The sequence below is a fragment of the Nonomuraea salmonea genome (assembly GCF_042428605.1).
Lineage (GTDB): Bacteria > Actinomycetota > Actinomycetes > Streptosporangiales > Streptosporangiaceae > Nonomuraea > Nonomuraea salmonea.
In genome coordinates, this window is the sequence record NZ_JBHMCF010000008.1 from 436,191 (window position 1) to 456,275 (window position 20,085).

The following is a 20,085-nucleotide window of genomic DNA, read 5'->3' on the forward strand; positions in this document are numbered from 1 at the left end:
CCATGATCAGGTCTCGGACGCGGGGACCAGATCCCCTGGAGATCCCCAGGTGACGTAGGTCCCAGGCGGGTGCCGCGAGCAGGAACGCACGCCTACGAGGGGGACCTCGCTGAGGTAGAACCCAGGGGGGAAGATGTCTGGGGCGTCGCGGTGTCCAGCACGACATAGCCGTCGCGGATCTTCCGGCGGCCGCGGCTCACCAAGCCGGTCGCGAGGTCCTCGGCGAGGTGGGACAGGGCCTCGGCGGTCCCGTTCGTCGGCCGAGGTCACGAGTAGGCCGGTCCACGGGCTTTCGAATTCGGTCGGGGAGTCGACCTCGACGGCGTATACGTTCGGATCCCGCCGCCAGTGGAAGATCACCCATAGGTTGTCCGGCCCCGCGACCGCGCCGACACCGGGGAAGCCTTCCGTTATCGCGCCAGCCCGGCGCGGGCGAGTCCTGACCGCTTCGACGATCTCCTCTCGGAGCCATACCGCCTTCCCAGGCTGCCACGCCGTGGTCGCCGCCGCTCAGGTTTCGGCGGGCTCCGCCTCCAGCAGCTCTATGAGCCGTTCCAACGCTGCGGCGTGCTCGGGAAAGCGGCGGGTCATCCGCCGTAAACGGGCGACGCCCGCCCGGCGCTGCGTGTCCGTGGCGGCCTCGGCGGCGGTACGCATCCACGCCTCCGGGTCGGATCCGTCCTCGGGTGTACCCCTGAGGACCGCGGCCACGGCTGCCAGGAACGGCGACACGAACGGCGTCGTCATCAGGTGCGGAACTGCTCGTGACAAGGGGGCGAGTTTAATCCAGGCGCCGGCTTCCAGGAACCGGTACCCGTGATCAGCCGCCACGGTCACGTCCGTCACGGCGTCGAAGACCTCGTCCAGCTCCAATGATTCCAGGAGTTCCAGGATGGCCGCGTGCTGGTGGGCGATCTCGTCCTCGGTGCTCTTGAGCAGCGCCACCGTTTCCGGGTGCGCCAGTTCTTCGATGTTCTCGCGGAGGAACGCCCGCGACTGATCCCAGTCCGGACTGTTCAGCCAGGCACGGGTCAGGAGCACGCGCCTGTTGTGGGCGGTCAGGAGGTCGATCACCTGGTCGAGGCCGCCCTCCTCGATGGCGTCCAACAGGCCGGAGAGCTCTTGCAGCCCGTGGAACTCCGGGTACCAGGCTTGGGCCAGGTCGAGAGCGGATCGACCGTCTTCTCCGGACAGCGCGGTGTATTCGGCGCGGAGGTACGCGGCCTTCGTCTCCCAGTCGGCCGCTGTCAGCCAGCGGTTGAGGCGTTCCATCTCCTCGTCGCTCAGGTCGCACACGACCCAGTACGGCCACTTCTCCGGTTTCTTCTCCTCTGCGGCCAGCTGGGCTCCGACGCGTTGCAGGGCTCGCCGCGCTCGGCCGCGCCACTGCGGGTCCTCGTCCGCATCGGCGCACTGTATGGCCCGGGTGAGCGTCTTCACCGCAGCCGAGCGACGCCCGTCGGCGAACTGCCGGGCCACGAGATGCGCCAGGCACTCCGCTTGTGCTCCCGGCCGAAGCCCGGATGCGATCTCCGACCAAACACCGGCCACCTTGCCCGCCCGCTCCAGCTTCTCCAGCAGGTCAGCGAAGGTGTTCAGCGACATGAGCAGGTCCGTCAGGAAGGCGCCGGGGTTGACCTCGGCCAAGGTGCGGTGATGAGCCACCGCTTCATGGCTGGACTTCAGCGCACCCTGACGGTCCCCACACTCGGCCTGTTGAAGGGAAAAGGTGTTCAGCGAGCCGGCCAGGCCGGGCAGGAAGGCAGCAGAGTCCGCCTTGACCAGGGTCTGGCGGATGGCGACGCCTTCCCGAATCGACTTCAGCGCACCTTCCCGATCCCCGGTCTCGGACTGCCGGACCGATAGGGTGTGCAACGCGGCGGCCAACATGTCCAGATATAGGGCACCATTCGCCGTGATCAAGGCGCGGTAGTGAGCCACTGCTTCCTGGGCCGGCTCCAGCGCAGCCACCCGATTCCCGCACTCAGCCAGCCGAAGCGCCAGGTTGTGCAGCGACATGGCCAGGTCCGGCAGGAAGACGGTGGGGTTGGCTTGGGCCAAGGTGCGGTGATGAACGACGGCCTCCTGGATCGACCCCAGCGCACCCTCCCGATCGCCACACTGAGCCTGCCGAAGGGAGAGGTTGCCCAACGACTGGGCCAGGTCCGGCAAGACTCCAGCAGGGTTCGTGCTGCTCAAGGCCCTGTGGATGGCAACGGCTTCCCGAACCGACTTCAGCGCACCCTCCCGATCCCCGGCCTCGGCCTGCTGATTCGACAGGTTCTGCAGCGAACCGGCCAGGCCCGGCAGGGAGGCGACATGGTTCGTCCCGATCAAAGCCCGGTGGATGGTGACAGCTTCTCTGGCCGACTCCAGGGCACCCTTCTGATCCCCAGTTGCGGACTGATGGACCGAAAGATTGCTCAAGGACATGGCCAAGTCCGGCAAGAAGGCAGCCTGGTCCGCCTCGACCAAGGCTCTGTGAATGGCGACGGCTTCCCGAACCGACTCCAGCGCACCCTCCCGATCACCGGCCTTGGCCTGCTGATTCGACAGGTTCTGCAGCGATCCGGCCAGATCGGGCAGGAAGTCCTCCTGGTTCGCCTCAGTCAAGGTGCGGTAGTGTGCGACGGCTTGCTGGATGGTGGCCAGGGCGGCGGACCGGTCTCCGACGTCGGATTGCCGGACGGCAAGAGTATTGAGGGCCCAGGCTTGCCTGGCCAGCGCCTCTTCGTCGGCTGCGGCCTCCCTCGATACCTGGGCTTTTGCGGCGATCAGCGCTAGCCCGCCCAGCGCACTGTGCCGGATCGGGATCTGTCCGGCGAGGGACGCGAGCGGCAGCGGTGTATCGGGCTCGCGGGCCAGGGCTTCGAGGGCAGGTACGAACGGGCCCCCTTGAGCTGCGGCGACGATATAGGCGACCTGCCACAGATTTCGCCGGCGCCCGAGCGCTGCGGATGCGAGGTCGCGCGCCTTCGCCGTGTCGTTCTGGGCGGCGCGGGAGATCGCCAGGCATGCGTGGGCCGCTTCCGTATCGGTCGCTGCCTGGATGCAGCGGTCGAGCAGGTCGGGGTCGCGGGGATGGGGACGTACGAGGAGGTGGGCGCCGATCGGGTCGGGGCGGATGGAGACGGTGCCGGCCTCGGGGTCGGTGTGGAGCATCTCTTCGATGAGGTCGGCCAGATGGTCCCGTACGAGCCGATCGTCGATGTCCAGGACCGCGGTGACCAGTTCCGGGATGCGTTCCTTGCGTGGGGACAGCAACGCCAGGCAGGCTCCCAGCGACCAGAACGTGTGCTTCGGCGGCGCGTCGCTCGCGTGCCGCTCCCTGTATGTCTTCTGCCAGTACTGGAACTCCCGCCGCATGACCTCTTCGTAGAGGTGGGCGTGGCCGCGCGGCAGGTCACGGACACCCTCGGCGGCGAGCCAGGCGTGCAGGACGAGGTCGAGCGTCGTCCATTGGGCCGGTTGCGGGAGGTCCGCCGGTGAGGGGACGGTGAGGTCGTGGCCGGTGAAGGCGCGGTAGGCGAGCAGGAAGACGCGCAAGGGTGCCGGGTGCAGGGGTTCGATGGGACGGGGCGATACGGCTACGTCGTGGTCGTCGACGGACAGCAGGCCCTCGAGGTCGGTCCACCAGTCGCCCACCAGGCGTGCGGTCAGGACGACGCGCGTGGGAGCGGCTCGGCCCCGGACGGCGCGGAGCAGCGCGTTGACGTCCTCCGCTTTCACTGCTTCGGCGTAGTCGATGACGACGAGCAGGGGTGAGACGAGGCGGCCGAGCCAGGCGAGTTGGACGTCGTCGGGTTTGCGGATGAGGAAGCCGGTGTGCCAGCCCTGGTTGGCCATGGTGGCGGCGAGTTCGGCTGCCAGGTGGGTCTTGCCGGCTCCGCCGAGGCCGTGCAGGATCGTGATCTTCGTACGGTTCTGCGGGTCGGCGACCTCGCACCAATCGATGAGCAGGTCGAGTTCTTCGCGCGGCGCGAACGGGATGCGTCCTCTGCGTGCCTGGAGTTCGGCGAGGGGTCCTGCCCTCGTCCGCGCCTTGTAGTACGGGAACGTGAGCGGGTCGTTCGTGGGTGTCGCCGGTTGCGGGAGGACGTCCCCCTCGTAGAGCCCGATGTCGACCGCGAAGCTCCAGCGTCCGCACAGCTCTGTGCCCGCTGTGACGGCGTCTGCCCAGGGCAGTGGATCGGCTCGTCCGCCGTATCCGTGTGCCGCGCCGGTGACGTCGATGGCGAGGAATGTCCCGTTCGTCTCCTGGACGAGCGCGACCTCCGCAGGCATCTCCTGGTGGACGAGAGACGTCAGCGGATAGTCGAACGACGCGGGACGCTGGTACTCCCCGCCGAGCCACACGACGACGAACGCATGGAACGCTCCCCCGGCCGTGGCAGGTTCGGCGATGACGATGAGGGGATGCAGGCCGGCGTCCAGGCAGCCGCCCGCGTACGTGACGGCGATGTCGAGGCAGGTGGCGTGGCGGTGATACAGCAGCACCTCCCCCGGGGTCCTGATCATCTGGCCGGCCGTGTCGCTCGCCGGGTCCTCGTGCGCGTACGTGATGTCTCGCCGGGCGAAGGCCTCGTAGAGTACTCGCGCCCGGTCCAGTCGCGCGCCCGCGCCGGGGGCCGGGCGGTCGTCGCCGAGCATCTTGCCGACGACGCCCCGCTGCACGTACGCGGCGAGCAGCCCGGGCGCGGAGTCCCTCGACCAGCGCAGCCATCCGCTCATGGCTCAGGTCTCCTGTTCGACGGCTCCGATGACGTCGGCGCAGCTCACCGGGTCCCGGCCGGGCGTGTGGGCGATGACCTCGACGCGATGCTCGCCCGGCGGCAGGGGCGGGAGGCCGAACTCCCAGACGCCCTCGTCCGTCGCCACACCGGGCACGGCCTGACCGGCGACGCGGGCTTCCACGACGGTTTCTTCCGCGACGGCCGCGCCGTGCCAGCGTGCGCGTAGCGGCACCGGTGTCCCGGCCGGGACCGTCTCGTCCAGGTCGAGTCCCAGCCACGGCCCTTCGGGCGTGTCCCCGCGCGTTGCGGAGGTCGAGGCGCCGGACAGGAGTGCGAGCGCCTGGAGGATCGCCGGGCTGGACGCCATCGGCAGGTGCCGGTCCCGGACGGGCCGCCACCGCGACCGCTGCGCGTCCAGCTCGATGGGCACGGCCGAGAACCACGGCACCGTCCCGTCGCCGCCGCGCTCGGGCTCCGGGAGCCATTCGGCGTTGACCTTCTCCACCCTGAGGCGGCCGTCCTTGAGCGTGCTGCGGCCGAGCGTGGCGTGGCCGGGCGCGAACAGCGGCAGGAGATCGGGCGCGTGCTCGCCGAGCTCTTCCCAGGCGGTGCCGATGTCTTCGTGCATGGCGTACGCGCGGCGCGCGTGCTCGGCCTGGGCCCGGTCAGGCCACGGCAGGTCGGCCGGGTAGAGCGCTGCCGGGTCGGCGCCCGGTTCCAGCCCGGGGGTCAGCTTCCCGGCCAGGACGGTCCGGTAGCGGGGCAGCAGGTCGTACGCCGACGGCCAGCGCCGCATGATCTTTGTGAGCCGCGGGTCGCGTACGGCTCCGGCGCCGACGCCGTTCCACAGCCAGTCCAGAGCTTTCGGCGCTCCCCGGTGCGGTGTTCCGGCCGTGATCAGGGACGCGCAGTAGGGCGCGCCGCTGAGCGGCCCCAGCCAGTAGCGGGCGACGAGACCGCCCATCGAGTGCCCGATGACGATCACGCGCCGCCGGTTGTGCTCCGGCGGGCCGAGACGGTCCCGTATCGCCCGGGCCAGGTGTTCGGCGGCAGTCGCGACCCCCGCGCGGAAGTCGTACGGAAAAAGCAGGATATTTCCGGACGAGCCACCACCTCCGCCCGGCACGATCGTGGCGACCTTCGCGTTCGAGAAGGCGTTCTGGAGGCGTTTGACCAGATTGTCGTATCCCGGTGCCAGCGTTTTCCCGATGAGTCTGATCGTCGGCATCAGCGTCACCGGTTCAAGCGGAACGTCGATGTCGAGTGCGCCCGGCTGGAGCAGCCGGCGAACCCCTTCCGGGAGCCCGCCCCATACGCGCGTGCCGCGTTCGTCACACAGGACGCTCCCGAGAATACCCGGAACGATCACCACGACGTGCCTGAGTCGCACCTTCATCCCTCCCGATCCACCGGGCGAGTGTTCGTGATGATCGTGGCGAAGATGCGGTACAGCAGGCTGACCAGCCCGAGGGCCACTCCGGCGATGACGACGCCTCGCAGCCCCGCCGAATCCGGCACCGTCCCGGCGAGGACGAGCAGGCAGACCGCCAGGTCCGCGATGATGACCGTGGCCACGGATAAGGCATAGATACGGACCCGCTTAAGCGTCCAGAACCGGACATTTCGCTGCCGCTCGGAGAGGCCGTCGAAATACTTCGAGTCCCAGACGAACGCCAGTAATACGACGGGAAGCACCTGCGCCACCGTCGCATAGAAGTCGCGCATCCTGCCCCCTTTCCAGGAGGAATGCGAGCATCTTATTTCACGATAAGTCGGACCAGCGTGGACGGGCAGAACCCTTACACGAGCTGGCGGAGCGGTCCTCGGAACGCCCGGCCTGTCTCCGGTTCTTCACCAGCGGCTGGAGCACCCTGCGTACCGCCGCCGCAGGCGCTGCTGCGGCGGCCGCGCTGACCAACGACCGCCCCGACGGGGACCTTCGCCTCCAAGCCGGGGCACCTCTGAAGCGTGTGATGGGGGTAGCCGACAAGGAGGACATCATGCGCATGACCGTCGCGGACGTGACGACGGAGAAGGTCATCGCCGTATCCGCCGCAACCCCGTTCAAAGAGATCGCGGAGACGCTCATCGCGGCCGGCGTCAGCGCCGTTCCGGTCATCGACGACGACCGGCAGGTACTCGGCATGGTGCCGGAGGCCGGCCTGCTGCGCAAGGAGGAGTTCAGGGAGCAGTACTACCGCGAGGGCTACCGGCCTCCGCTGTCTTTCCGGACGGCGTGCGGTGCTGCGAGCGCTGGTTGAGCGCGCCGTACTGGCCGCCTCGTACACGCGCCGGGTCGAACAGGTCCGCCAGCAAGGCGAGGTCGTCCGCGCTGAGCGGCACGGACGTGGCGGCGATGTTCTGACGCGCGTACGCCGCCCGCTTCGTGCCGGGAATGGGCACGATGTCATACGGCTGGGCCAGCAGCCAGGCCAGGGCGACCTGCCCGGGCGCGTATCCCCGTTCGCTGGCGAACGTCTTGAGCCCGTCGATGAGGCGGAGGTTGTGCGCGAAGTTCTCCCCCTCGAACTTCGGCAGGCTGGAGCGGAAGTCGTCGGCGGACAACGACGTGCCGGTGGTGAAGCGGCCGGCGAGTGCGGCTCGCCCCAGCGGGCTGTAGGGGACGAAGGTGATGCCCAGCTCGCGGCAGGTGGGCAGCACCTCCTGCTCCACCTCGCGGGCCCACAGCGAGTACTCGCTCTGGAGGGCCGAGAGGGGCGCCACGGCGGACGCCCGGTGAAGCACGTCCGGCCCGACCGCGCTGAGCCCGATAGCGCGCACCTTGCCCGCCGTCACCAGAGCGGCCATCGCGCCGACGGTGTCCTCGATCGGCACGGAGGTGTCATGGCGGTGGCAGTAATAGAGGTCGATGTGGTCGACGCCGAGGCGGCGCAGGCTGGCGTCGCAGGCGGCGGTCACGTAGTCGGGATGCCCGTCGAAGACCACCCCGCCCTCCGGGGCGAGCCGCGCGCCGAACTTGGTGGCCAGGACCACCTGGTCGCGCATCCCGCGCACGGCACGGCCCAACAGCTCTTCGTTGTGCCCGAAACTTCTCTGCCGCCGGCCGACGACCGCCCCTGCCGCGCCGTAGATGTCGGAGGTGTCGAAGAAGTCGATGCCGGCGTCGATCGCGGCGTGGATCGCGGCGACGGACTCCTTGTCGTCGGCGTCTCCGTAGAACTGGGACATCCCCATGCAGCCCAGGCCGATCGGCCGGACGGAGATGTCGCTGTGCCCAAGAGTGATGCGGGCCTTCTGCATGTTGCTCCTCATTGCATTGGTGTCCAGTGGACTCTTATCAGTTTAGGTGTCCAGTGGACACGAAGTAAATGTCCGGCGGACCGCTAAGCTGGATCTTCCGTGCCACCTGCACCGCGAGGAGATGCGATGGACGACCCGGAGCCGCCGGCCTTCCAGCGGGCCAGGCGGCCTGAGCAGCGGGAGCTTCGCCGGCAGGAGATCCTCGTCGCCGCCGAGGCGCTGCTGGGCGAGATGCCGGCCGAGAAGATCAGCCTCCGCGAGCTCGCGCGGCGGCTGGGCGTGTCCAAGACGCACGTGGTGCGCTACTTCGAGACCCGCGATGGCGTCTTCCTGGGGCTTCTGGAACGGATGCGGCTCGCCTGGATCGAAGCCCTGGCCGGCGAATGGCCCGCTCCTCCCTGCGAGCCGGGACAGGTCATACGGGCCTGGGCCGACTCCCTCGCCGCCCGGCCGGTCCTGTGCCAGCTGTGGAGCCTGCTGCCGAGCGTTCTGGAGCGGAACGTCTCGTCCGAGGCCGTGCACACGTACAAGCTCTCCTACCAGGAACACCGCGCCAGGCTGGCGAAGGCGGTCGGCGAGCGGGTGCCGGCCCTTGCCGAGGAGGACGCGATCAGGCTGACGGACTACGCCGTCGTCGTGCTGGTGGGTCTGTGGCCATTCGGCAATCCGTCCCCGGCCGTCGTCGAGGCCACGGCCGATCCCCGGCTCGCCAGCTCACGGGTGGACTTCGCCACCATGTACGGCGAGATGCTGGGCACCATGCTCGCGGGACTGCTCGCCCGAAAGCCCTCGCCGGAAGGGCGGACCAAGTAGGCGCCAAAGACGCAACCCGCAGGTCAGAGGGCCTGCTGGAGGCCGAGGCGTTCAACCCCGAGCTCAAGGAGATCGACTTCACCGCGACCGGCTCGTCCTGACCAGAGCCTCATCGGTCTCCGGCCACGCACCTGTTCAGGGTGTGACGATGGCGAAGTCCGGGGTGGGCTGCTCCAGGACCGCGGTCAGCCGTCGCAGGACGGTCAGGTCTCCGTCGTGGGCGAGGCCGTCACCGCCGGTGTCGCCGGTGATCAGGCTCATCAGGCGCTCCTTGGTCAGCCGTAGCGTCAGGTCGGCGCCGTTCCCGCACGGGTTGCGCTCGTGGATCAGGGCGCCGTTGGACATCGTGGTGCGATGGTGCTCGCCGGTGTCGGTGAGGTGCCAGTCGATGGCGAAGCGCTCGTTCCAGGCTCCGGGGCCGTTGACGCGGATGGCCAGCGAGTCGAAGACCTGCTCGGCGGTCAGGGCGCTGAGCAGGTCCGGTGAGATGGTGCCGGCCGCGGGCTTCGACGGCGAGCCGGTCAGCTCCTGGGCGCCGGTCAGGTAGAAGTTGCGCCAGGTGGCGTTCTCGGCGCCGTGGCCCAGGCGGGTGTAGACCTGCGCCAGCAGGCCGCGGGCGGCGGAGTCGCCAGGGTCGGCGAAGACGGCGTGGTTGAGCAGGGTCGCGGCGAAGCGCAGGTCGTTCTCCCGCATGTAGCGGCCGGCCAGGGCGACCACGGCGGAGGCGCCGCCGAGCAGCTCGACGTAGCGCCTGGCCAGCTCGGCCGGGGGGTGCTCCCACAGGTGGGCGGGGTTGCCGTCGAACCAGCCCAGGTAGCGCTGGTAGATCGCCTTGACGTTGTGGCTGACCGGTCGTGCAGGTAGGCGTACAGGTCGCGCTGCTGGGACAGGAAGGTGACGATGTGCTCGCGGCCCCAGGTGGGCCAGTGGTGGGAGGCGAAGGCCACGTCCGCCTGGCCGGCGAACAGCGCGATGGCCTCGGCCAGGTAGCGGGACCAGACGCGGGGTTCGCGGACCGGCGCGCCGCGCAGGGTCAGGACGTTGTGCAGGTTGTGCGTGGCGTTCTCGGCCATGCACAGGGCGCGCCGGTCGGGGAAGAGGACGTTCATCTCGGCGGGCGCCTCGGTGCCGGGCGTGAGCTGGAAGACGATGCGTACGCCGTCCACCGTCTCCTCCTGGCCGGTGCGGGTGACGTCCAGGGTGGGCGGGACGAGCGAGACGGTGCCGGCGGAGCTGCCCATGCCGAGGCCGCAGCCGAGCTGGCCCTCCGGGCCGCGGGGCAGGTGCTGGCCGTACATGTAGGCCTCGCGGCGGTTCCTGGCGGTGCCGGCGTAGACGCTCTCGGCGACGGCGTGCTCCATGAAGTGGGCGGGCGCGAGCACGGGAATGGCGTCGCCGCCGGTGACGCCGCGGGCGCCGCCGAAGTGGTCGACGTGGGGGTGGGTGTAGATCAGGCCGGTGACCGGGCGGTCGCCGCGATGGCCGCGGTAGAGCTCGAGCGCGGCGGCGGCGCATTCGGTGGAGACGAGCGGGTCGATGACGATGACGCCGCGCTCGCCCTCGACGAGGGTCATGTTCGACAGGTCGAGGCCGCGTACCTGGTAGACACCCTCGGTGACCTCGAACAGGCCCTGCTTGGCGCACAGTTGCGCCTGCCGCCAGAGGCTGGGGTGCGCGGTGCCTGGGCAGTCGCCGTCGAGGAAGGCGTACGCGTCGTTGTCCCAGACGACCTCGCCGTCGGCCGCCGTGATCAGGGCGGGTGACAGGCTCGCGATGAAGCCGCGCTCGGCGGCGTCGAAGTCCGCGCGGTCGTGCAAGGGAAGGCGTGCCATCCGGCGGTCATGCCCACGTCCGGCGTCGATCAGGGCAAGCGAACACTCAAGAAACCCACAGCGCCTGATCATGCGCCGGCAGGAGGTCGTCGAGGGCGTCGGACGCGCTGGGGACGTTATGGAGTAAGATCGCGCGAGTTTGTGATCATTTGCGCGAAAGGCCCCCCACATGTCCCTGCGTAGCAAGCTGGCCGCCGTCCTGGCGGCGTGCGTCGTGACCATCCCGCTGTCGGCGGTAACGGCGCAGCCCGCCTCCGCCACCGGCGGCAGCTGCGGATCCGGGTACAACTTCCTGTCGTCGTACCCGCTGCGTTACGGCGACGCCGTCGGCGGCAGCCTGGACCTCTACTACAACCCCTCCAACGGCTACAACTGCGCCATCGCCCGGGCCAAGGCCGCGTGGGACGGCGTGGCGCACCACATCAGGGTCTTCCTGAGCGACGGCGGCTCGCGCACCGTCAGTGACCCACCGATCGGCAGCAGCGCCAACTACCGCTACTACGCGGGCCCGGTCAAGCTGTACCTGAAGCACAAGTGCGTCTACGCCGAGGGGCAACTGACCTACAACGGCGACTGGTACCGCACCGGCGATGCCGCGTTCGGAGTCCACTGCGGCTGACGAAAGCCGCCGGCGGTAGCTCAGGCGAGGGACTCCTCACGGAGTCGCGGTCCGGCGGCGGCGAAACACCCGGTACGTCCACACCTGGTAGGCCGGCGCGCCCGCGCACCGTTTCGGCTGACACGCCGAGCGGCGCGCCTGCCCGAGCGTGCGGGAAGCCGTGCGGCAGTGGACCTTCGGCGGTCGGGCAAGGGACTTTCGTCCTTTCGGCGGGAGCGCCGCTTCGGTAGCGTCACAGACATGATTCGTGTGTTCCTCCTCGACGACCACGAGGTCGTGCGCCGAGGTGTCGCCGCGCTGCTCGACTCGGAGGACGACATCGAGGTGATCGGCGAGGCGGGCACCGCCGAGTCGGCGATCGCACGCATCCCGGCGCTCACCCCCGACGTGGCGGTGCTCGACGTCCGGCTGCCCGACGGCAACGGCGTGGACGTCTGCCGCGAGGTGCGCTCCCGGGTGCCGGGGCTGGCGTGCCTGATGCTGACGTCGTTCGCCGACGACGACGCGCTGTTCGACGCCGTGATGGCGGGCGCGGCGGGATACGTGCTCAAGCAGATCCACGGCTCCGACCTGGTGGGCGCGGTCCGTACGGTGGCCTCGGGGCAGTCGCTGCTCGACCCGCAGACCACGGCGGCCATGCTGCAGCGGCTGCGCGACCAGGCCGCCAGGAAGGACCCGCTGGCGGCGCTGACCGAGCAGGAGCGTCACATCCTCGAGCTCATCGGCGAGGGGCTGACCAACCGGCAGATCGGCGAGCGCATGTTCCTGGCCGAGAAGACGGTCAAGAACTACGTCTCCAACCTGCTGTCGAAGCTCGACATGCAGCGCCGCACGCAGGCCGCGGCGCTGGCGGCACGGCTGCACGCCGACCGCAAGGACTGACTTCTGCGAAGGACCTTGGTCCTTCGCGCGGGTGCCTTTCGGCCCCCGTTCCCGCCGCCCTGATCAGGAAGGGTGGGCGGCGGGGGCGGGCACTTTTTCTCCCCCACCACCGACGACGGCAGGGGCGAGTGACATGGACGGAGCGGTCAGCGACGCGCTGCTGAGGCTGGGACGGCACCTGCGGCCCGGCACGGTCTCGCCGGACCTCAGGGCGCTCCACCAGGTGGGCGGCCGGCGGGCGGACGCCTTCTACCGGGACCGGTGGAGCCACGACAAGGTGGTCCGCTCCACGCACGGCGTGAACTGCACCGGCTCGTGCTCGTGGAAGGTGTACGTCAAGGACGGCATCATCACGTGGGAGGCGCAGCAGACCGACTATCCGAGCGTCGGGGGCGACCGGCCGGAGTACGAGCCGCGCGGCTGTCCTCGTGGCGCGGCCTTCTCCTGGTACACCTACTCCCCCACCCGCGTCCGCTACCCGTACGCGCGCGGCGTCCTGGTGGAGCTGTACCGGGAGGCGAAGGCGCGGCTGGGTGATCCGGTGGCGGCGTGGGCGGAGGTCACCTCTGACCCGGGCAAACGGGCCGGCTACCAGTCGGCGCGGGGCAAGGGCGGGCTCGTCCGCATCAGCTGGGACGAGGCATGCGAGATCATCGCCGCCGCGCACGTGCACACCATCAGGACCTACGGCCCCGACCGGGTGGCGGGCTTCTCCCCCATCCCGGCCATGTCGATGGCCTCGCACGCGGTCGGCGCCCGGTTCGTCTCGCTGATCGGCGGCGCGATGCTGTCCTTCTACGACTGGTACGCCGACCTGCCGGTCGCCTCGCCCCAGGTGTTCGGCGACCAGACGGACGTGCCGGAGTCGGCCGACTGGTGGGACGCGGCGTACCTGATGCTGTGGGGCTCGAACGTGCCGGTCACCCGCACGCCGGACGCCCACTACATGGCCGAGGCGCGCTACCGCGGGCAGAAGGTGGTGGTGCTGGCGCCCGACTACAACGACGCCGCCAAGTTCGCCGACGAGTGGCTGGCCCCGCACCCGGGCACGGACGGCGCACTGGCGATGGCGATGGGGCACGTGATCCTCAAGGAGTTCTTCGTCGATCGCGAGACGCCCGCCTTCACCGGCTACGTCAAGCGCTTCACGGACCTGCCGTTCCTGGTGCGGCTGCGGGAGCGCGGCGGGTCGTACGTGCCGGACAAGTTCCTCACGGCGGCCGATCTCGGCAGGCCGGAGGGGGCGTTCGCGACGGTGCTGCTGGACGCGCGCACCGGCGAGCCGGTCGTGCCGAACGGCTCGCTCGCCTTCCGCTACGGCGAGCAGGGGCAGGGCCGCTGGAACCTCGACCTGGACGGCGTGGACCCGCTGCTGACCTGCATGGGAGCGGAGGCGGTGACGGTCGCGCTGCCCCGCTTCGACAGCGAGGGCGTGCTGGAGCGCGGCGTGCCGGTGCGGCGGGTCGGCGGCCACCTGGTCACGACGGTGTACGACCTGATGCTCGCCCAGTACGGGGTGGCGCGCGACGGGCTGCGGGGAGCATCGGAGAACGAGCCGTGCACGCCGGCCTGGCAGGAGGCGATCACCGGCGTCCCGGCGCAGGCGGTGGCGAGGATCGCCAGGGAGTTCGCCGCCAGCGCGGAGGAGTCGGGCGGCCGTTCGATGATCATCATGGGGGCGGGGACGAACCACTGGTTCCACTCCGACGCCATCTACCGGGCGATGCTGGCGCTGACCACGCTGACCGGCTGCCAGGGCGTCAACGGCGGCGGCTGGGCCCACTACGTCGGGCAGGAGAAGTGCCGGCCGATCACCGGGTGGGCGCAGCTGGCGTTCGGGCTGGACTGGCTGCGGCCGCCCCGGCAGATGATCGGCACCGCGTACTGGTATCTGCACACCGACCAGTGGCGCTACGACACCTACAGCGCCGACGTCGTCTCCTCACCGCTCGCCGAGGGCGTCTTCGCCGGGAAGGCCACCGCGGACCTGCTGGCGCAGTCGGCCCGGCTGGGGTGGATGCCGTCGTATCCGACGTTCGACCGCAACCCGCTCGACCTGGCCGACGAGGCGGGCGACGACCCGGCCGCGTACGTGGCGGGGCAGGTCGCCACCGGGCGGCTCGGCTTCGCCTGCGAGGACCCCGACGCCCCCGCGAACTGGCCGCGCGTGCTGACCGTGTGGCGGGCCAACCTGCTGGGCTCCTCGGCCAAGGGCAACGAGTACTTCCTGCGCCACCTGCTCGGCGCCGACTCGGCCGTCCGCGCCCAGCAGGCCCCGCCCGAAAGCCGTCCCGAGGGCGTGGCCTGGCCGGAGGAGGCGCCGCGCGGCAAGCTCGACCTGCTGCTGTCGCTGGACTTCCGGATGACGTCCACGACGCTGTTCTCCGACATCGTGCTGCCGGCCGCCACCTGGTACGAGAAGCACGACCTGTCCTCGACCGACATGCACCCGTTCGTGCACGCCTTCACCCCGGCCATCGACCCGCCGTGGCAGACCCGCACGGACTTCGCCGCCTTCCACGCCATCGCCCGCGCGTTCAGCGACCTGGCCCGCACTTACCTCGGCACGCGCAAGGACCTGGTCGCCGTGCCGCTGCTGCACGACACCCCCGACGAGCTGGCCACCCCGCACGGCCGCGTGCACGACTGGCGCGCGCTCAACAGGCGCCCCACACCGGGCCGCGACTTCCCGAAGGTGGTCGTGGTGGAGCGCGACTACGCGGCGGTGGCGGAGAAGATGGCCGCGCTCGGCCCGCTGCTGGAGCGGCTCGGCGCGACCACCAAGGGCCTGACGTACGACGTGTCGGGCGAGATCGACCGGCTGTCCCGGCTCAACGGCACGCGGGACGGCCGCCCGTCGCTGGCCCGCGACAGCGACCTGTGCGAGGCCATCCTGGCGCTGTCGGGCACCACGAACGGGCGCCTGGCCGCGCAGGGGTTCGCCACGCTGGGCCGGCGGACCGGCACGTCGTTCGACGGGCTGGCCGACGAGCACCGGCAGATCACCTTCGCCGACACCCAGGCCAGGCCGGTGCCGGTGATCACCTCGCCGGAGTGGTCGGGCAGCGAGAGCGACGGGCGGCGCTACGCGCCGTTCACGATCAACGTCGAGCACCTCAAGCCCTGGCACACGCTCACCGGCCGCCAGCACTTCTACCTCGATCACGACTGGATCCACGAGGCGGGCGAGGCGCTGCCGGTCTACCGGCCGCCGCTGAACATGACCGCGATGTTCGGCGAACCGGCCTTGGGTGCGAGCGAGCAGGGCGTGGTCGTGCGCTACCTCACCCCGCACTCGAAGTGGTCCATCCACTCCGAGTACCAGGACAACCTGCTCATGCTGACCCTGTCGCGGGGCGGGCCGACGATCTGGATGAGCCCGGCCGACGCCGCGAAGGCCGGCGTCGGCGACAACGACTGGGTGGAGGCGGTCAACCGCAACGGCGTCGTGGTGGCCCGCGCGGTCGTCTCGCACCGCATGCCGGAGGGCACGGTGTTCATGTACCACGCCCAGGAGCGGGTGGTGGACGTGCCCAAGAGCGAGATCTCCGGCCTGCGTGGCGGCATCCACAACTCGCTCACCCGCCTCCTGGTCAAACCCACCCATCTGATCGGCGGGTACGCCCAGCTCAGCTTCGCCTTCAACTATCTGGGCCCGACCGGCAACCAGCGCGACGAGGTCACCGTGATCCGCCGCCGCAGCCAGGAGGTCGACTACTGATGCGCGTGATGGCACAGCTCGCCATGGTGATGAACCTGGACAAGTGCATCGGCTGCCACACCTGTTCCGTCACCTGCAAGCAGGCGTGGACCAACCGGGCGGGCACCGAGTACGTCTGGTTCAACAACGTCGAGACCCGCCCGGGCCAGGGCTACCCCCGCGGCTACCAGGACCAGGAGAAGTGGCAGGGCGGCTGGGAGCTGAACCGGCGCGGCCGGCTCACGCTGAAGGCCGGCGGCCGGCTCAGGAAGCTGCTGACGATCTTCGCCAATCCGCTCATGCCGTCCATCCAGGACTACTACGAGCCCTGGACGTACGACTACGACCGGCTCTTCTCCGCCCCCATGCAGGCCGACACCCCGGTGGCCCGGCCCCGCTCGCTCATCACCGGACGCCCCATGAAGATCGGCTGGAGCGCGAACTGGGACGACGACCTGGCCGGCGACCCCTCGCCCGACCCGGTGCTGCGGAAGCTGTCGGAGCAGGTCAGGCTGGAGTTCGAGCGGGCGTTCATGTTCTACCTGCCGCGCATCTGCGAGCACTGCCTCAACCCCTCCTGCGTGGCCTCCTGCCCGTCCGGCGCGCTGTACAAGCGGTCGGAGGACGGCATCGTGCTGGTGGACCAGGACCGCTGCCGGGGATGGCGGATGTGCGTGACGGGGTGCCCGTACAAGAAGGTGTACTTCAACCATCGCACCGGCAAGGCGGAGAAGTGCACGTTTTGCTTCCCGCGCGTCGAGGTGGGCATCCCGACGGTCTGCTCGGAGACGTGCGTGGGCCGGCTGCGCTACATCGGCCTCGTCCTGTACGACGCCGACCGCGTCGCCGAGGCCGCCTCAGTGCCGGACGAGCGGGATCTGTTCGCGGCGCAGAAGGGCGTGCTACTCGACCCGCGCGACCCCGGCGTGATCGCCGCCGCCCGCGCCGAGGGCATCCCCGACGACTGGCTGGACGCCGCCCGTGACTCCCCGATCCACCGGCTGATCTTCGAGTACGGTGTCGCGCTGCCGCTGCACCCGGAGTACCGGACGATGCCGATGGTCTGGTACATCCCGCCCCTGTCCCCCGTGGTGGACGTGCTGGCGGGCACCGGGCACGACGGCGAGGACGCGGGCAACCTGTTCGGCGCGATCGACGCGCTGCGCATCCCGATCGGCTACCTCGCCGAGCTGTTCACGGCCGGCGACCCCGAGCCGGTGCGGGCGGTGTTGCGCCGGCTGGCCGCGATGCGCTCGTACATGCGCCGGCTCAACCTCGGCCAGGAGCCCGACACGTCGATCGCGCAGGCGGTCGGAATGAGCGGCGCGCAGGTCGAGGCCATGCACCGGCTGCTCGCGCTCGCCCCCTACGGCGAGCGGTACGTCATCCCCAAGGCCCACGCCGAGCAGGCCGCCCAGTTGGAGGAGCTGGGCTGCAGCCTGGACTACGAGGGCGGCCCCGGCATGAACGGCCCGTTCGGCGAGGCGTCCGGGCGGCCCGCGCCGGTCGCGGTGGAGAACTTCCACGCCCTGCGCGAGCGCCAGACCGGCGACGACCTGGACGACGCCGACGAGCTGCGCGGCCGGGTCAACCTACTCAACTGGGACGGCAAGGGCGTCCCAGACGGCCTGTTCCCGAGGAGGAAGAAGTGAGCGTGCGGACCGTCCACATGGTCGCCTCTGTGCTGCTCGGCTACCCCGACGACCGGCTGCACGACGGGCTCGCCGTGCTGCGCGAAGCGGTCGGCGGGCTGCCGGCCGGTGAGGCACGCGAGCGGCTGTCCGCCTTCCTCGGCCACGTGGCCGCCACCGGCCAGGCCGCCCTGGCCGCGCACTACGTGGCCACGTTCGACATGAAGCGGCGCTGTTGCCCTTACCTCACCTATTACGCCTACGGCGACACCCGCAAGCGCGGCGCCGCGCTGCTGCGCTTCCAGCACGCGCTGAAAACAGCCGGCTTCGAGCTCGCCGACGGCGAGCTGCCCGACCACCTGGCCGTGGTGTGCGAGCTGTCGGCGCGCGGCGCCGTCCGCGAGGCCCGCCGGCTGCTGCTGGAGCACCGGGCGGGCGTGGAGGTGCTGCACGCGGCGCTGCGCGAGGAGGGTTCGCCGTACGCGGACGTGGTGGCCGCCGTGCTGGCCACGCTGCCGCCGGCGGGCGCGCGCGAGCGGGAGGCCGCGCTGCGGCTGGCCGCCGAGGGCCCGCCCGCCGAGGCGGTCGGCCTGGAACCGTACGCGATCATGGAGGCGGGCCGATGAGCGTCCTGCTGTGGGTGGTGCTGCCGTACGTGGCGCTGACCGTGTTCGTGCTCGGGCACGTGTGGCGCTACCGCTACGACAAGTTCGGCTGGACGACGCGCTCGTCCCAGCTGTACGAGTCGCGGCTGTTGCGCGTCGGCAGCCCGCTGTTCCACTTCGGTATCCTGGTCGTGGCGCTCGGCCACGTCGGCGGCCTGGTGATCCCCAAGAGCTGGACCGAGGCCGTCGGCATCGGGGAAGGGCTCTACCACCTGCTCGCCGTCGTCCTGGGCACGATCGCGGGCGTCGCGACCGTGGGCGGCCTGGCCATCCTCATCTACCGCCGCCGCACGGTCGGCCCCGTCTTCACCGCCACCACCCGCAACGACAAGCTCATGTACGCCGTCCTCGCCCTCACCATCGCCCTCGGCCTGGCCGCCACCGTCCTGGCCAACATCACCGGCGGCGGCTACGACTACCGGACGACCGTCTCGCCCTGGTTCCGGTCGATCTTCTCCTTCCAGCCGGAACCCGCCCTGATGGCGGGCGTGCCCCTGCTGTTCCAGCTGCACGCACTGAGCGCGCTGGTGCTGTTCGCGATCTGGCCGTTCACCCGGCTGGTGCACATGCTCACCGCGCCGGTCGGCTACCTGACCCGGCCGTACATCGTCTATCGCAGCAGGGACGAGGGGCGGCCCCGGCGCGGCTGGGAGCCGTCGCGCTGACGCTCACGCGTGGGCCCGTACCGCGGTCAGGGTCAGGACGACGGCGAGCGCGGCGGTGACGGCCAGCAGGGCGAGGCCGAGTCCGTACGAGCCGAGCCGGCCGTAGATGAAGCCCATGACCAGCGGCGGCACGAACCCGCCCAGCCCGCCGGCCGCCCCCACCAGCCCGGTGACCGAGCCGACCTTGTCGGCCGGGGCGACCTGGGCGACGAGCGCGAACGTGGCGCCGCTGCCCGCGCCGAGCGCCGCCGCCATCGACAGGAACGCGACCGTGCCCACCGGCAGCAGCGGCGGCGTCAGGGCCTGGATCGCGGCCATGACGGCGACCACGGCGAACACCCCGGCCAGGACGCGGACGGGGCCGATCCGGTCCGACAGCCAGCCGCCGAGCGGCCGCATCAGCACCGCCAGCACGACGAACCCGGCCATCCGGTACGCGGCGTCCGCCTGCTCCAGGCCGTACCCGGTCTGCAGGTAGGCGGGCAGGTAGACGGAGAAGGCGACGTAGCCGCCGAACGCGACCGCGTACAGCAGGCAGGCCTGCCACGTGATCGGCAGCCGCGCGGTGGCCGCCAGGCGCGTCATCAGCGGCTGCCCGGGGATGCTGCGGCCCGGCGCGTCCCGTAGCACCAGCCACGACACGACCGCGTAGATCGCCAGCACGACCGCCGTGATGACGAACGGAGCCGCCGCGCCACCCCACTCGACCAGCCCGACCGTGGTCAGGGCGCTGACGGCGGTGCCGCCCATGCCCGCGCCGAAGATCCCCACGGCGAGGCCGCGCCGCTGTGGCGGGAACCACGCGTTGACGAACGGCACGCCGACGGCGAACGCGGTGCCCGCGATGCCGAGGAAGAACCCGCCGGCCAGCAGCGCCGCGAAAGACGTCTGGCCCGCCAGGCCGATGAACAGCACAGGGACGATGGTGACGGCCGACACCAGGGGGAACATCACCCGTCCGCCGTACCGGTCGGTCAGCGCGCCCACCGGGATCCGGCCCAGCGAGCCCACGATCACCGGCACCGCCACCAGGAGCGCCTGCTGCGGCGCCGAGAGGCCGAGCAGCTCCTTGAAACGCGGGCCCAGCGGGCTGAGCAGGGCCCAGGCCCAGAAGTTCACCGCGAACCCCACGGTCGCGAGGGACAGCATGAGCATCGCCTGCCGTCCGCCGGTCTCCGTCATCTCGCCCTCACCCTTCGACGTCGTTCGGTGACCCTCAGTCTCCGAGCCGCCTGTCTGCTCGTCCAGGCACCGCGCGGGGTCATCGCGGGACCCTGACGAAGG

Annotated in this window: 13 protein-coding genes and 1 pseudogene; 8 read left to right on the plus strand and 6 right to left on the minus strand. The window is 70.6% G+C overall.

All coding sequences use genetic code 11. The features are described from left to right. Positions 1-510: 510 nt before the first annotated feature. From ACFFR3_RS09635 to ACFFR3_RS09645, 3 genes are all read right to left on the minus strand, one after another. Positions 511-4,731, minus strand: coding sequence for a tetratricopeptide repeat protein (locus tag ACFFR3_RS09635; protein WP_379482963.1), 4,221 nt, complete (start codon positions 4,729-4,731; stop codon positions 511-513). Between the two features lie 3 nt (positions 4,732-4,734). Continuing rightward, complete coding sequence (locus ACFFR3_RS09640; RefSeq protein WP_379482964.1) at positions 4,735-5,961, minus strand: alpha/beta hydrolase; 1,227 nt, start codon at positions 5,959-5,961, stop codon at positions 4,735-4,737. Between the two features lie 164 nt (positions 5,962-6,125). Next, positions 6,126-6,458, minus strand: a complete 333-nt coding sequence (locus ACFFR3_RS09645) for a hypothetical protein (protein ID WP_345408032.1) — start codon at positions 6,456-6,458, stop codon at positions 6,126-6,128. Between the two features lie 275 nt (positions 6,459-6,733). On the opposite strand from ACFFR3_RS09645, the gene ACFFR3_RS09650 reads away from it, so the two are divergent. Next, a complete protein-coding gene (locus ACFFR3_RS09650; RefSeq protein WP_345408034.1) occupies positions 6,734-6,994 on the plus strand; it encodes a CBS domain-containing protein in 261 nt (86 codons plus the stop codon). On the opposite strand, the gene ACFFR3_RS09655 is transcribed toward ACFFR3_RS09650, so the two are convergent. After that, the gene (locus tag ACFFR3_RS09655; protein ID WP_345408036.1) at positions 6,915-7,994 is read right to left on the minus strand and encodes an aldo/keto reductase; all 1,080 of its coding nucleotides are present in this window, start codon (positions 7,992-7,994) and stop codon (positions 6,915-6,917) included. The two genes, ACFFR3_RS09650 and ACFFR3_RS09655, sit on opposite strands and share 80 nt — an antisense overlap. 126 nt (positions 7,995-8,120) lie before the next feature. Between ACFFR3_RS09655 and ACFFR3_RS09660 the strand changes: the two genes are divergently transcribed. After that, positions 8,121-8,807 carry a TetR/AcrR family transcriptional regulator gene (locus tag ACFFR3_RS09660; RefSeq protein ID WP_345408037.1) on the plus strand — a complete coding sequence of 229 codons (687 nt, stop codon included), beginning with the start codon at positions 8,121-8,123 and terminating at the stop codon, positions 8,805-8,807. A gap of 135 nt (positions 8,808-8,942) precedes the next feature. Here ACFFR3_RS09660 and ACFFR3_RS09665 read toward each other — a convergent pair. Next, a pseudogene (locus tag ACFFR3_RS09665) lies at positions 8,943-10,639 on the minus strand (alkyl/aryl-sulfatase). A 169-nt stretch (positions 10,640-10,808) separates the two neighbouring features. Here ACFFR3_RS09665 and ACFFR3_RS09670 point away from each other — a divergent pair. From ACFFR3_RS09670 to narI, 6 genes are all read left to right on the plus strand, one after another. Further along, positions 10,809-11,258, plus strand: a complete 450-nt coding sequence (locus ACFFR3_RS09670) for a hypothetical protein (protein WP_345408038.1) — start codon at positions 10,809-10,811, stop codon at positions 11,256-11,258. Between the two features lie 240 nt (positions 11,259-11,498). Then, positions 11,499-12,140 carry a response regulator transcription factor gene (locus tag ACFFR3_RS09675; RefSeq protein WP_345408039.1) on the plus strand — a complete coding sequence of 214 codons (642 nt, stop codon included), beginning with the start codon at positions 11,499-11,501 and terminating at the stop codon, positions 12,138-12,140. Positions 12,141-12,273: 133 nt separating this feature from the next. Beyond that, positions 12,274-15,861: a nitrate reductase subunit alpha gene (locus tag ACFFR3_RS09680; RefSeq protein ID WP_364379114.1), complete on the plus strand. Its 3,588-nt coding sequence runs from the start codon at positions 12,274-12,276 to the stop codon at positions 15,859-15,861. After that, positions 15,861-17,492 carry a nitrate reductase subunit beta gene (gene narH, locus ACFFR3_RS09685; protein ID WP_364379111.1) on the plus strand — a complete coding sequence of 544 codons (1,632 nt, stop codon included), beginning with the start codon at positions 15,861-15,863 and terminating at the stop codon, positions 17,490-17,492. Before ACFFR3_RS09680 ends, narH begins: the two co-directional genes overlap by 1 nt. Next, positions 17,489-18,097 (plus strand): nitrate reductase molybdenum cofactor assembly chaperone, encoded by a 609-nt coding sequence (gene narJ, locus ACFFR3_RS09690; RefSeq protein WP_364379108.1) that lies wholly within the window; start codon positions 17,489-17,491, stop codon positions 18,095-18,097. The genes narH and narJ overlap by 4 nt, the downstream gene beginning before the upstream one ends. After that, positions 18,094-18,801, plus strand: a complete 708-nt coding sequence (gene narI / locus ACFFR3_RS09695; protein WP_345408041.1) for a respiratory nitrate reductase subunit gamma — start codon at positions 18,094-18,096, stop codon at positions 18,799-18,801. Before narJ ends, narI begins: the two co-directional genes overlap by 4 nt. A gap of 3 nt (positions 18,802-18,804) precedes the next feature. Here narI and ACFFR3_RS09700 read toward each other — a convergent pair whose 3' ends face one another. Next, entirely contained in the window at positions 18,805-19,983 is a 1,179-nt protein-coding gene (locus ACFFR3_RS09700) for an MFS transporter (RefSeq protein ID WP_364379102.1), read from the minus strand. Between the last annotated feature and the right edge of the window lie 102 nt (positions 19,984-20,085).

What these genes read in the sequence shown, in the direction of transcription:
- ACFFR3_RS09655 (WP_345408036.1), bottom strand. Translation starts at nt 7,994, where the DNA reads ATGCAGAAGGCCCGCATCACTCTTGGGCACAGCGACATCTCCGTCCGG.
- narH (WP_364379111.1), top strand. Translation starts at nt 15,861, where the DNA reads ATGCGCGTGATGGCACAGCTCGCCATGGTGATGAACCTGGACAAGTGC.
- ACFFR3_RS09645 (WP_345408032.1), bottom strand. Translation starts at nt 6,458, where the DNA reads ATGCGCGACTTCTATGCGACGGTGGCGCAGGTGCTTCCCGTCGTATTA.
- narI (WP_345408041.1), top strand. Translation starts at nt 18,094, where the DNA reads ATGAGCGTCCTGCTGTGGGTGGTGCTGCCGTACGTGGCGCTGACCGTG.
- ACFFR3_RS09660 (WP_345408037.1), top strand. Translation starts at nt 8,121, where the DNA reads ATGGACGACCCGGAGCCGCCGGCCTTCCAGCGGGCCAGGCGGCCTGAG.
- ACFFR3_RS09635 (WP_379482963.1), bottom strand. Translation starts at nt 4,731, where the DNA reads ATGAGCGGATGGCTGCGCTGGTCGAGGGACTCCGCGCCCGGGCTGCTC.
- ACFFR3_RS09675 (WP_345408039.1), top strand. Translation starts at nt 11,499, where the DNA reads ATGATTCGTGTGTTCCTCCTCGACGACCACGAGGTCGTGCGCCGAGGT.
- ACFFR3_RS09670 (WP_345408038.1), top strand. Translation starts at nt 10,809, where the DNA reads ATGTCCCTGCGTAGCAAGCTGGCCGCCGTCCTGGCGGCGTGCGTCGTG.
- ACFFR3_RS09680 (WP_364379114.1), top strand. Translation starts at nt 12,274, where the DNA reads ATGGACGGAGCGGTCAGCGACGCGCTGCTGAGGCTGGGACGGCACCTG.
- ACFFR3_RS09640 (WP_379482964.1), bottom strand. Translation starts at nt 5,961, where the DNA reads ATGCCGACGATCAGACTCATCGGGAAAACGCTGGCACCGGGATACGAC.
- ACFFR3_RS09700 (WP_364379102.1), bottom strand. Translation starts at nt 19,983, where the DNA reads ATGACGGAGACCGGCGGACGGCAGGCGATGCTCATGCTGTCCCTCGCG.
- ACFFR3_RS09650 (WP_345408034.1), top strand. Translation starts at nt 6,734, where the DNA reads ATGCGCATGACCGTCGCGGACGTGACGACGGAGAAGGTCATCGCCGTA.